The 12,877-nt window shown below is 52.5% G+C and carries 13 protein-coding genes; 4 read left to right on the top strand and 9 right to left on the bottom strand.

All coding sequences use genetic code 11. The annotated features are described in order from the left end of the window. The first annotated feature begins 80 nt into the window (after positions 1-80). Positions 81-983 (top strand): hypothetical protein, encoded by a 903-nt coding sequence (locus tag ACQKLP_RS07035; RefSeq protein ID WP_427321381.1) that lies wholly within the window; start codon positions 81-83, stop codon positions 981-983. Positions 984-1,224: 241 nt separating this feature from the next. After that, on the top strand, positions 1,225-1,680 hold the full coding sequence (locus ACQKLP_RS07030) for a hypothetical protein (protein ID WP_427321379.1): 456 nt from the start codon (positions 1,225-1,227) through the stop codon (positions 1,678-1,680). A 76-nt stretch (positions 1,681-1,756) separates the two neighbouring features. Here the strand turns inward: ACQKLP_RS07030 and ACQKLP_RS07025 are convergent, their stop codons facing one another. From ACQKLP_RS07025 to ACQKLP_RS06995, 7 genes are all read right to left on the bottom strand, one after another. After that, on the bottom strand, positions 1,757-2,554 hold the full coding sequence (locus tag ACQKLP_RS07025) for a hypothetical protein (protein ID WP_427321377.1): 798 nt from the start codon (positions 2,552-2,554) through the stop codon (positions 1,757-1,759). 156 nt (positions 2,555-2,710) lie between these two features. Next, on the bottom strand, positions 2,711-3,580 hold the full coding sequence (locus ACQKLP_RS07020) for a hypothetical protein (RefSeq protein WP_427321375.1): 870 nt from the start codon (positions 3,578-3,580) through the stop codon (positions 2,711-2,713). Between the two features lie 279 nt (positions 3,581-3,859). After that, on the bottom strand, positions 3,860-4,759 hold the full coding sequence (locus ACQKLP_RS07015) for a hypothetical protein (protein ID WP_427321373.1): 900 nt from the start codon (positions 4,757-4,759) through the stop codon (positions 3,860-3,862). Positions 4,760-4,812: 53 nt separating this feature from the next. Next, entirely contained in the window at positions 4,813-5,382 is a 570-nt protein-coding gene (locus tag ACQKLP_RS07010; protein ID WP_126247284.1) for a Maf family protein, read from the bottom strand. A gap of 1 nt (position 5,383) precedes the next feature. Next, entirely contained in the window at positions 5,384-6,325 is a 942-nt protein-coding gene (locus tag ACQKLP_RS07005; protein ID WP_427321371.1) for a geranylgeranylglycerol-phosphate geranylgeranyltransferase, read from the bottom strand. A 34-nt stretch (positions 6,326-6,359) separates the two neighbouring features. Further along, positions 6,360-6,881: a KdsC family phosphatase gene (locus ACQKLP_RS07000; RefSeq protein ID WP_427321369.1), complete on the bottom strand. Its 522-nt coding sequence runs from the start codon at positions 6,879-6,881 to the stop codon at positions 6,360-6,362. A gap of 78 nt (positions 6,882-6,959) precedes the next feature. Next, entirely contained in the window at positions 6,960-7,721 is a 762-nt protein-coding gene (locus ACQKLP_RS06995) for a Rossmann-like and DUF2520 domain-containing protein (RefSeq protein WP_427321367.1), read from the bottom strand. A 210-nt stretch (positions 7,722-7,931) separates the two neighbouring features. Here ACQKLP_RS06995 and topA point away from each other — a divergent pair, with 210 nt between their 5' ends. Then, entirely contained in the window at positions 7,932-10,283 is a 2,352-nt protein-coding gene (gene topA, locus ACQKLP_RS06990; protein ID WP_427321365.1) for a type I DNA topoisomerase, read from the top strand. 44 nt (positions 10,284-10,327) lie between these two features. Then, entirely contained in the window at positions 10,328-11,197 is an 870-nt protein-coding gene (locus ACQKLP_RS06985) for a transglutaminase-like domain-containing protein (RefSeq protein WP_427321363.1), read from the top strand. Between the two features lie 72 nt (positions 11,198-11,269). On the opposite strand, the gene ACQKLP_RS06980 is transcribed toward ACQKLP_RS06985, so the two are convergent. Beyond that, positions 11,270-12,076 (bottom strand): M48 family metallopeptidase, encoded by an 807-nt coding sequence (locus ACQKLP_RS06980; RefSeq protein WP_427321362.1) that lies wholly within the window; start codon positions 12,074-12,076, stop codon positions 11,270-11,272. A gap of 140 nt (positions 12,077-12,216) precedes the next feature. Next, positions 12,217-12,858: a glycerol-3-phosphate 1-O-acyltransferase PlsY gene (plsY, locus tag ACQKLP_RS06975; protein ID WP_341843327.1), complete on the bottom strand. Its 642-nt coding sequence runs from the start codon at positions 12,856-12,858 to the stop codon at positions 12,217-12,219. Between the last annotated feature and the right edge of the window lie 19 nt (positions 12,859-12,877).

The following is a 12,877-nucleotide window of genomic DNA, read 5'->3' as shown; positions in this document are numbered from 1 at the left end:
GTTTAACCAGGCGGACCGTTTTTTTTATATCTTGACCTCCGGAAACCAAAACCCATTTTTTACCCATTCCCACATACATTATGAAATATTACCCAATTCCAGGAAAATGCTGGCATACCCTCAAATCCCTGTTCGCGTCCACACGCTTCCCGTTGGTGGCCACGTTATTTTTGATGACGGCATGCACGGCTTCAAAAGATGATCCCAAACCCGTCATCGACCCGCCGGTCCCCGCATACAGGCTGGATTACGAGGTTAGCTGGACAGCCGACAACCCCGACGTAAAAGACAAAACCCATTACATTTATAACAACGCCGGCCAGCTGGTCCGCATTGCCAGCATTGACGCCAACAGGTTGAACGATACATCCTACTACAATTTTGCATTTGAATACGACAGCAAGGGAACGGTAGTTGAAAGAAGGGTAAGGTATCCCGCCAACGACCCTTACAGAAAGTACGTTTACAGAACCAGCGGTAACCAGATCCTCATGAATATCTATACTTTCGACGGAGCCTTTGACTATGCCGACAAGTACTATCTGAACGAAGTAAACCAGCCCATTTACATGAACGATACCACCGTCGCGCAGGCCAATCAATATTCAAAATTAACCTGGACGGAAACAGACGTCCGGGAATTTACGAATTACAGGTGGAACGGAACAGCGCATTACGCATTCTCAAACTCAAAATATACTTACGATCCTACCAGGTTCAACCCTTACTATATTGCACGGATAAATTGGCAACGGGGGATCAGCGATTTCGGGATCATGAATTATTCGAACTTCAGCCAGCATATCATCAAAAAGCAGGAAGGCAAATACTTCGACAATGACCTTTCCTACACCCGGAACTTCGAATGGACATTTAGCCCAGAAGGGCTCCCGATTAAATGTACACAAACAGAAACCAGCAGCTTGCATCCGGATAAGGTTTTAACGACCTACTTCGAGTACTATTTCAGTGCTCGACAATAATGCCGGCGAACCAGATGGGTGGCCGCACAGATACTGTGCGGCCACCTTTTTTTTCATAAAGGAGTGCCGGAATGAAGCATCCCGATGATGTTAATCCGCCGGATCAGGATGTTAATTTACCTTATCAACCATGTCGGCTATACGCTATTCGCATTGAAAAATGAGGTAGCCTTTGCAAACATGTATGTTTATCCGGGTAGTATCTTGTTACTACATAATTCCTCACCCAAAACCCTTTATTATGCTTAGAAAAGTTTGTGCAACCTTCGCCCTTTTGGCAGCGTTCGCTGTTTTCACCTCCGAAAGCTCCGCCATCCAGCCCGCCAAGACAAAAGTGCCCGCTCCCAGGTTCAGCTGCTCGTTTACCCAGACAAATTTCAGCCTTTCCCTGACCGGCAACCCGGCTACGTCGTACACGTATACGATGATCAATTTCGCGGCGCATTATTTCGCTACCAATCCGTACACCCAGGCCCAATGGGAAACCGGTGTTGCGATCGGTACCATCTCCGGCTGCACCTCCTCTACCCGGGTGCGCGGCTCCAAAGTGCAGGCCGATGGCCGCCTGATGGAATGCACCATTTCCACATCCGGCACCGTGGTGATCCGCTGGCTCTCCGGCCCGCCCATGCCTTCTTCCGGCCCCACGGGCTCGTATGCGGTTGAGTTCTCGAATGTGCCCATGTCGGCGTATTAATGAAAGTATTTTCCCAACAAAAAACCGGTAAGCCTATGGCTTCCCGGTTTTTTTATTGCATACGGACAGGGTGATGTTATTGTGTTTGATATAGTTGATAGGCGAATTGACGGGCGAAGTTGGCCGTTGCGGGAGCGGAGAAATCTTCGCGGCGCCAGTTCATGCTTTCCAGCCGTCCGCCCGTGAGATAAGCATGGCCGTAGGAATTGCGCCAACGGAGGGCGCCGGTAGCCGAAGTCCCTTCTTCCACCGACCGCTCGTTTTCACTGAGGGCCGCAAAATCGCGGCCGGTCCAGATGAAATAGCACCAAGGCGGGAAAACGCGCGCCAGTGCCGGCTGGTCTGTATACTGATATTTAATGGCACCGGTGAGCACCAGCGTTTCGGCGATGACGTCGAAGCTTTCACAGCGCGCAACGTTCCCTCCTTCCCAATGCAATTTGAACATCTGATTGCGGGCGCCTGCATTCACGACGTGCAATTCGGCCAGCCGGTTGTCGCTGTACACGAGGGAATCGTAGTCGGTGACGGTCCACTGGCCGCTATGATCGAAATTATGATACTGGACCCGGGTGAGGCGATCGGCGGTGTACAGGAAAGAACGGTCGATCCGTTGCTGCTGACCGAAGAAAAGGTACGTGAAGACGAGCTTCCCTCCCGCCCAGGCCACTGCTGAGGAGTCTGTCCCCGAGGCCGTGCGGGTAGCCCACGCGGAGGGCTCTCCGGTATTGTTGTAGTAAAAAAAGGTGGATTCACCGGCTCCGGCGATTTCCGTCAGTTTCCAGACGGGCGCAGTGGGGCGGGGTGTTACTGGTGCATCTTTCTTACTGCATGCCGCCAGCATCATCAGCGCGGCGGGTAGCATTTTCTTCATAGGTGTTCGGTTGACTGAACGCGGTTTCCGGGCACGCGGGTGTCGGTCGGCTTCCATGCGTCAGGCTGACGAAGATATTGTATAATTTCAAAATACATCGTATTCCTCCGTCAAACTTCCCTTTTCCCGTAGTTGTACGTATATACCGGTGATTTTTTATTGGGGCAGATGCTTCCTGAATCCGAAAGTTTTATGCCGCGCCCAATAGCTGCCGTCGTTGGCGTTTTTGCTGATATACTTTTGTTCCAGCGTTTGGGGAAACCCGTTTTCGGCGAAACTATATTGAAAATACATCGTGTCGGTCATTTTCAGATCGCCCACGAAATTGATCCGCTTGCTACAGAGGTTGCGGCTCTGGTAATGAACATCCTGTATTGGCTGGCTGCCAGACAGCAACATGTAATCGGCTTTCAGGTATTTCGCGTAAAAGTTTTCCTGCGCAGTATATTCAAAAGTATAGTTGTATACCAGTTTTGCATCCCGGTACGATTTCGCCGACGTAACATTTTCTCCGGTCCAGGTAAATTCTGTCAGTGTCCGCACTGGCGCCGCATCCTTAGGCAGCTTATGCTCTATATGGCTCGTGAGCTTGCCGGCGTTGTTGTAAAAAAACGAGTCGATCCGTTCCAATGCCAGCGCGGGCCCAGGGAACGAGGCAAAATGTTTGGCCCTCATGAGGCGGCCCTCTTTATGTTCGTATTCTACGGTTGAATAGGGCGAAACATTGCCCAGATAGGTGTCGTACTTCACGATCCGGCCATCGGAATAAGCGGCATCGTCAATCGCGCCCATAAAGTCTGTTTCTGCAGGGCCGTCATAATGCACCACTTTATCGACCGTAGAATCGGTGTTGTAGATGATTTTGCTGAGATTGCCGGGGCCGGTCATGTCGTCCAGGTCTCTTTCCTGCCAGCCATAGAGGTACCAACTTTCTTTGGGCGTTTCAGGTGTTGCAGGCACATCGTCGGAGGAAGTGCAGCTTGCCAGCAACACGATCGCTGCAAGGCACGTCAGTGAATTTTTCATAGGGATTCAAAGTTTTAAATAAGGGATTATGATTTATGAATTCGGCGGAAATGCCTTGTTTATGATGTCATGTCTTCGGGTTTGACGGCTGCTTTGTTACAGGATGGACCCGGTATTGTAGATACCGTCAATGTTGGTAAAGTGAATTTCTTCATAGGTGGGTTCGGTGGTCTTAACTTGGTTTCCTTTCACTCGGGTTTCAGGCTGCAACTTTCCATTGGCCGAACGAAAATATAGAATATTTTAAAAATATCTATACAATTAAGCTGAAGTCCAAATTCAATCATTATAAATAAATGTGAAATACCTGACGCGCTCTTTATCAGGATCGAAACCGCCCAACTTATGATACCATTGCTGATTGATCTTCCATTGCATCCAACGGCGCGGTTGTGATCCGCCCCGGTTGTCGTAAATAAACGTATGCGTTTTCCGATAATTAAGCCCGGGGCTGCTCGGATACCTGTAATCATAGTAGTTGACGTCCCTCGCGCTCAGCAGGCACATTTCATTGGAAAATAATTCGCGGATTACATAGAGATTCTCTGCCATTGATTTGAAAGGCATTTTATTTACTGAGCTCTCACTCCGATATGCATACACGATTTCATCCTCCAGCTGAAGGTTGCCATTCTCCGGTTGATAAAAATATTGGCTATTCCAGAGGTTTCCGTCACTCCAATCATATTTCGATAACATATCAGCGTGGCTATCTTCCAATACCTGCGAGATGTTGCCTTCTTCGTTGTATTGCAGCAGGAATCTAACAGTACTAAGCGAGCTCATAGTCCGCAAGCGTACAAGGCGATCCTTTTCATATTCAAAAAACGTTTTCCATGAACTTGATCCGGGAAATTCCTGGACATTGACATATTGCAGCATGCCCTGTTTATACGTGAAGTCCATTACCCGGCCCTGCTTATCCTGCAAGTTACCGTTCTGACTTCGGATGATCCGGCGGATGGTTTGGTCTGCATTGAAGGTAAACTGGCATTTCTCCCTGAAAGTATCGCGCTGGATATTCCCTGAGCCATTGACGAATGCACGATAAACGACAGATTCCCAACCTGCGAAATTATCCGGCCCCGGCCCTTCCGGTCCTTCGGGCGCTTTATCTTTGGAACATCCGATCGCGCTCAGGCACACAGCGGCGAGGATGAATTTGATGTATGATTTCATGGCAAAGGATTTCAGGAATTAATTGGGTTGGAGACGGCATTCCGGGATAGGGGCTACAATTTCGCCAACCGCTCCGCCACCTGGCTGATAGGCAGCCCCATCACGTTGTAGAAATCGCCGTTGATACCGTCGATCCCCACAGCCCCGATCCACTCCTGGATAGCGTAAGCGCCGGCTTTATCGTACGGCTGGTAGTTGTCTACATAAAACTCGATCTGCGCGGTGGTCAGCGGTTTGAAATGCACTTCCGTGGTCTGTGAAAACGCCTGTTCCTCGCCGTTGCGGACGATCACCACGCCCGTGATCACCGTATGCACCCGGCCGCTCAACCGGCCCAGGATATGGATGGCATCGGCCCGGTCTGCCGGCTTGCCGATCACATCACCATCCAGCACCACAATGGTATCTGCGGCCACGATGATATCGTCTGCACTGTAATGCGCCTGCACCGCCTTCGCTTTCTGCCGGGCGATGTGCTCCGGTACTTCGGGCACCGGCATGCCTTCGGGCCACGATTCGTCGGCCGCGCTTACTTTCACTTCGAAGGGGATGCCGGCCTGCTCCAGGAGTTGCGCGCGGCGGGGGCTCTGGCTGGCCAGTATAACGGGTTTACGGGAATACATGCTACATGATTTTAAAAAACACCATAGACAGGATGCCGGTCAGCATCACGATCTTGATCCAGGTGGAAATGGAATGATAATGCTCCGGCTGGTACGCCTTCGCCAGCGGCCGCTGAATGAACCACGCGAGCGGGAAAACGACGAACAGGCCCACATATCCCACCGCAGCATACCAACCCCGCGCAAAAGTCACGCCCATCAGCACGAGCAGCAGCAGTTCCAGCACCAGTATCAATACCATGGTAAAATGCTTCGTTTTCTTTACGCCCCAAACGATAGGCAGCGTGCGGCAACCGTCTTTACTGTCGCCGATCATGTCTTCCATATCCTTCACGATCTCCCGGATCATGGACAACAGGAACGCGAACAGCGCGTAAATGCCGATGACCTGGATGAGCTTCCGGCCTGCGGGCGACAGGATCGCCTCGAAGCTCTCATAAATCTGTTTCTCGTAAAAACCCACCACCACAACGCTCAACGCCGTCAGCAGCGAAATCACGACATTGCCGATGATCACCTGGCGCTTGAACGACGTGGAATAGAACCACAGCAACATGGTGCAGATCACCTGGATGAAGCCCAGGTAAAACTGGCCGATCTTGAACGCCACGAGGAAACCGATGGAAACCCCGGCCATGTTGAGCATGGTATGCCAGGCCATGGCCCAGCGGCGGTTGATGATCTTTTCCACCACCATTTTTTCCGGCTTGTTGACCAGGTCTATATTGATGTCGAAATAATCGTTGATGATATAGCCGCCTGCCGCCACCATGAGGGTAGAAATGCAGAGCAGCACGAAATGCGGCCAGGTAAGGGAGGGCTCGAGCCCGCTTTTCTGCAGCACGGGCGTCACTACGCAAAACTGCAACAGCAACTGCGTGAGCGCGATGTAGATCAGGTTCGGATACCGGATCATCCTGAAAAAAGCTGCGATAAGGGTCATTATATATTTTTATGGATGGAGATTTCGGATTGGGCTACCTGGCACGGATACCCTCGTCGAGCTGCCAGTCGCCATTGAGCTTCAGCACCTTTTCGATGACATCGCGCGCGCATCCTGCCCCACCGGTGATGGGTGAAATGTAACGGCTGATGGATTTGATCTCCGGCGCCGCATCTGCCGGACAGGCCGCCAGGCCCACCAGCTGCATGGCGCGGTAGTCGGGTATATCGTCTCCCATGAACAGGATCTCGTCCCAGACAAGATCGTGCTCCAGGGCATAGGCTTCCAGCCTTTCCACCTTGTCGGCCACGCCGGTAAACACGTCGCTGATCCCCAGTCCGTTGAGCCTCGATACCACACTTTCCGACCTACCGCCGGAAATAATGGCGATCCGGTAGCCTTTCTTCACCGCCAGTTGCAGGGCGTACCCGTCGCGGATGCTCATTTTACGGCTCAGTTCGCCGCCGGGCAGCAGCTGGACCGTTCCGTCCGTCAGCACGCCATCTACGTCGAACACGAAAGTGCGGATGCGGGAAAAATGTTCCAATACGTTCATAACTATCAATCTGTCGTTTCTGCGTTGGCCGGCCGGGGGCCGGTGCGCAAAAATATTCGTTAATCGGGAGACCGCCAATCATTTATGGAACTGGAGAATACTTTCCGACAGCAACGGGTAAATTTGGGCCATGGAGGGGTAATTGACGAGCAGGGATTCGTGCAGGGCCATGGTTTTTTCGTCGTTCCTGACCGCCGGGCCGGTTTGTACGCTTTCGGGCGGAAACTTGTCGAGCCGCTGGAAAGTTTCCCGGATGAGGGGGGCCAGCAACTGGAAATCGCGCCCTTCCTGTTCGCAATAGAATTTGGCGAGGGCGATGAGGTGGTTGGTGAAGTTATTGCAGAAAACGGCGGCCAGGTGCATCTGGAGCCGTTGTTCGGAATTCATGATGGAAATGGAGCCGCTGATGCTCTGGGCCAGGGCCAGGAGGCGCTTCTGCACTTCGTCGGACGAGGCTTCCAGCATGAGGGGGATTTCGGGGTAGGACTTATTCTCTTTCCGGATGCTTTGCAGGGGGTATAATACGCCCGTGTTGGTGGAAATATTGCCGATGGCCGACAGGGGAACGGCGCCCGCAGTGTGCACCACGATGCGGCGGCCCAGGCGGAGATCGTTGTTCAGCCGGGCGAGGGCATCGTCTCCCACGGCCAGGAGGTACACGTCTGCCTCCATATGAATGTCCATCAGGTCGCCGGAAGATTCGGCGCCGAGGGATTCCGCCAGCACCCGGGCGTTGTCCTTGTTACGGCTGATCACCTGCTTAACGGGATGGCCGTGCAGCTTCATGAGGTGACCAAAACAATGCGCTACGTTCCCTGATCCGATAATGACGATGTCCATGGCGTTCGATGTAAGTAAAAATGAATATGTAATATAAGCGTCTTTCGGCGAAAAGGAGATAACATAATAATATGGAGACTGTTGTGCGCTGGAATTCAAGTATTTAACCTTATCTATTTTTTATATCATCCTACTTTTATATAATTGCATCGATCGGATTTGTAATATTGATACAAATTTCAGCGTAATTACAGACATAAAAAGGCGTTCATGGCTAAAAATCTCGTGATTGTAGAATCCCCGGCAAAGGCGAAAACGATTGAGAAAATATTAGGAAAGGATTTTGAAGTGAAATCTTCCTTCGGTCACATCCGTGACCTGGAGAAAGACGACATGGGAATCGACATTCAGAATAATTTCAAACCGAAATATATAATACCGGAAGACAAGGAAAAGGTTGTCAAGGAATTGAAAAAACTGGTGAAAGACTCCGAGGAGGTTTGGCTCGCAACGGATGAGGACCGCGAAGGGGAAGCCATTTCATGGCACCTTTGCGAAGTGCTCGGCCTCGATCCCTCCTCTACCAAACGCATTGTATTTCACGAGATTACGAAACCCGCCATCGAAAAAGCCGTTCGTACCCCCCGCCTGCTCGACATGAACCTGGTGAACGCCCAGCAGGCCCGCCGTATCCTCGACCGGATCGTGGGCTTCGAGCTGTCTCCCGTACTCTGGCGCAAAATGAGCATGCGCAATTCCCTGTCTGCCGGCCGCGTACAATCCGTTGCCGTTAGGCTGATCGTGGAGCGCGAACGCGAGATCAACCAGTTCGAGACCACCAGCTCCTTCAAAGTGGAAGCCTGGTTCATGGCCAAAGACATCCAGGGCCGGACCATCGCCTTCAAGGCCGACGGCCCCTCCCGCTTCAAAACCGCGGAAGACGCCGAAAAGTTCCTCGAACAATGCGTCGGCGCCGCCTATACGGTGAAAGACGTGACCGTGAAGCCAGGGAAAAAATCCCCCGCCGCCCCGTTCACCACTTCCACCCTCCAGCAGGAAGCCTCCCGCAAACTCGGGTACAGCGTGTCCAAAACGATGCTCCTCGCCCAGAAACTCTACGAATCCGGGCAGATCACCTACATGAGAACGGACTCCGTTAACCTGTCAGACACCGCCATGGAAGATATCAGCAAAGCCATCCACAAAAACTGGGGCGACCGCTACTATCAATCCCGCAAATACAAAAACAAGAACGAAAACGCCCAGGAAGCGCACGAAGCCATCCGTCCCACTTACATGGAAAACGCTTCGGTAGACGATTCCGACCTCAAACGCCTCTACGAACTGATCTGGAAACGCACCATCGCCAGCCAGATGGCCGACGCGGAACTGGAGAAAACCATCGCCAAGATCGATATCTCCACCAACCACGAAGAGCTCACCGCCAGCGGCGAAGTGCTGAAATTCGACGGCTTCCTGAAAGTATATATGGAGAGCCGCGACGATGAAGATGCCGACGAAGAGGACCAGGAAGGCGTATTGCCCCCCCTGGCCGTGAAACAGGCGCTGGAACTGAAGGAAATGAAAGCCACCGAACGCTTCACCCGCCCCGCTCCCCGGTACACGGAAGCCTCGCTGGTAAAGAAACTCGAAGAGCTCGGCATCGGCCGCCCTTCCACCTACGCCCCCACCATCACCACCATCCAGAAACGCGGATACGTGGAGAAGCGCGACAAGGAAGGCGTGAAAAGGGATTTCCGCATCCTCTGGCTGAAAAACGACAAAATCAGTAAACAAACCGACCAGGAAAATACCGGCGCCGAAAAAGCAAAACTCTTTCCGACCGACCTCGGGATGCTGGTGACCGACTTCCTGAAACAATATTTCGACCGGGTAATGGATTACGGGTTCACCGCCCGCATCGAAGAAGAATTCGACGAAATCGCCGGCGGCAAGAAGAAATGGAACAAAATGCTGTCCGACTTCTACGCCCCCTTCCATAATAATGTGGAAGAAACGCTGGAAAAAGCGGAAAGGGTGAAGGGAGAACGCCTCCTGGGCGAAGACCCCGCCTCCGGCAAGCCCGTTACCGCCCGCATGGGCCGCTTCGGCCCCATGGTGCAGATCGGGAAGGTAGACGACGAGGAAAAGCCCCGTTTCGCCAAACTGAAACAGACCCAGAGCATCGAGACCATCACGTTCGAAGAAGCCATGGACCTGTTCCGCCTCCCCCGCAACCTCGGCCTGTTCGAAGGCACGGAAGTTTCCGTGAACATCGGCAGGTTCGGGCCTTACGCACAACACGATAAGAAGTTCTATTCCCTCAAAAAGGAAATGGACCCTTACACCGTGGAGCTGGAAGAAGTTGCGCCGCTCATCGTCGAAAAACGCCAGGCCAAAGACGAACGCACCATCAAGGTTTTCGAAAAGGAAAAGATCCAGGTGCTGAGAGGCCCCTACGGTCCGTACCTGAAAGTAGGCCTGCGCAACTATAAGCTGCCGAAAGAAAAACATGAGACCGCCGCCGATATCACCGTGGAAGAAGCCAAAGCCATCATCGAAGAGCTGAAAGCCAACCCACCCAAGAAAAAGGCGCCGCCCCGCAAAAAGAAAGCGGACTAGGCAAAAATTCGTAACTTAAAGACAAGAATCCTTAACTCATTCCATTGCACGAAACAAGGGAAATAAACGCGTTATTCCATCTGCTGGACGATCCTGACCAGGAAGTGTTCGACACCGTGGCCAACAAAATCCTCATGTTCGGGAAAGAAATCATCCCCAACCTCGAGCATTTGTGGGAAACGACGGTCGACGAACATATCCAGGAACGCATCGAAATGCTGATCCATCGCGTCCATTACCAGGACTTGCAGGAGGATTTCCGGGTTTGGCATTCCGGTGGCTCGCAGGAGCTCATCAAGGGTGCATTGCTCACCGCCAAATATCAATACCCCGACCTCACGGAGCAGTCCGTCCACACCGAAATCGACCGCATCAAACGCAATATCTGGCTCGAACTGAATAATTACCTCACCCCGCTGGAACAGATCAATGTCCTCAACAGCATGATCTACAACTATTTCGGCCTTAAAGGGGAAGAAGTAAGCTACCAGCGCAAAAACCAGTTCTTCATCAACCAGGTGATGGAAGGCCGCAAAGGCAATCCCCTCACAAACGGGATTGTGTACCAGGCCCTTTGCGCCATGCTCGATTTGCCGGTGTACGCCGTCAACATTCCCCGGCAGTTCATTCTCGCATATTTCGATACGTTTTATGATTTCACGGAGCCGGCCGACCCGGGAGACTATCGCATCCTTTTCTTCATCGACCCCATCCAGGGGCAGATTTATACGCAGCAGGATGTGGATACCTATCTCAAACGCGTAAACGTGCCCGTAAATCCCGACTTCTACAAACCGCAGAGCAATGCCCGCATCGTCCAGTTTTTGCTGGAGGAAACGGCGAAATGCTTCCGCAACGACAAGGAACAGTATAAGCACGACGAGCTGCTGAACCTTGCCCGCATTCTCGACTGATGCGATACCGAAGTATAAAAAAAGCGGTCCTGGCATAGCCGGGACCGCTTTTTTTATGGATAAACCTTCAGATTATCTCGAAGAAGGATTGTAGTACTTCATGGCTTCGGGCATGAGCTTTTGCAGCTGCGCGATGCGTTTTTCGTCGCTCGGGTGGGTGCTCAGGAGTTCCGGGGGTTTCTGTCCGCCGCTGGCTTGCGCCATACGGCCCCAGAAGGAGATGGATTCCTGCGGGTTATAACCTGCCATGGCCATAAAGATCACGCCGAGATGGTCTGCTTCCAGCTCATTCTGACGGCCGTAGGCCATGAGGCCGAGCGGGCCGCCAACGCCCACGGCTTGCATGAAGATATTCTGGGCCTGGGGGTTCTTGTTGAGGGCCACGGCGCCGGCGATCTGGATGCCCTGTGCCACGAGGCCCTGGCTCATACGCTCGTTACCATGCCGTGCGATGGCGTGGGCGATTTCGTGGCCCATTACGCAGGCGAGCGCCGTTTCGTTCTGGGTCACGGGAAGCAGGCCGGTGTACACCACCACTTTGCCGCCGGGCATGCACCAGGCGTTTACCTGTTTATCGTTCACGAGGTTGAATTCCCATTTGTAGCTGGCCACTTCATTGCCCATGCCATGCTGGGTCATGTAAGTGGTTACCGCCTGTGCGATGCGGCCGCCAACCCGTTGTACCATGGCGGCATCCTTGCTGGTGCCCGGCGAAACGGCTTTGTTCTGGGAAAGGAAAGACTGGTATTCCTGTAGCGCCATGGATTGCATGGTGGCTTCGGGAATGAGGTTTAACTGGCTGCGGCCGGTGATGGGCACTCTCGAACAGGCGTAAATAAGACCGGTTCCTGCAACCAATAACAACGCAATTTTTTTCATCGGGTCGATAGTTTAAAAGAAGAAGGTGATAGTCGCTGCGCAATACAATAACACGTTGCTGCCAACGGTTGTTGCGGCGAATTTACCAATTCCTGAAAGAAGAATACAATCGTTGTGCCGGATTTGCGGGAACGGGGAAATTACAGGTCGCTGCCGTGCCTGTTTTTCCTGTTTTTGAAGAGGGGAACTTTGGATTCGTTACCGCTGAGCAGGCGAACGATGTTCTTCTGGTGCGTGAGCACGACCATCACTGCAACGGCAATGGCGAATATGCGGTAATACGTCTCCTCTTCGCGGAACACGAAGAGAATGAGCACCGGGAACGCGATGCTCGCCAGGATGGAACTGAGCGATACGTACCGGGTGAGGAAGAGGATCATGAGGAAAACACCTACGCAATACAGGGCTACGAGCGGTTGAATAGCGAGCACCATCCCAAAGAGGGTGGCAATGCCCTTACCGCCGCGGAAACCCGCCCAGATGGGGAATATATGGCCAACAACGGCAGCCAGGCCCAGGCCCACCTGCAGGTTGATCAGTTGCTCGGTTGAATCGTGAGGCATAAGGTAGGATAGTCTGACAGCCAGCACGCCTTTCAGCATGTCTACCAACATCACGAACGTACCGGCCTTGGGGCCCAGCACGCGGAACGTGTTGGTAGCGCCGGCATTACCGGAACCATGCTCGCGGATATCGATACCGAAAACCCCCTTGCTCACCCACACAGCGGTAGCAAAAGAGCCAATCAGATAGGCGCAGATAATTAGCAATAATTCTGTCATCACAATAAGTTAGAACTGC

This window comes from Chitinophaga sp. NPDC101104 (assembly GCF_050277495.1).
GTDB lineage: Bacteria > Bacteroidota > Bacteroidia > Chitinophagales > Chitinophagaceae > Chitinophaga.
The sequence above is the reverse complement of the archived record's forward strand: the minus strand, read 5'-3'. Positions and strand labels throughout refer to the sequence as shown.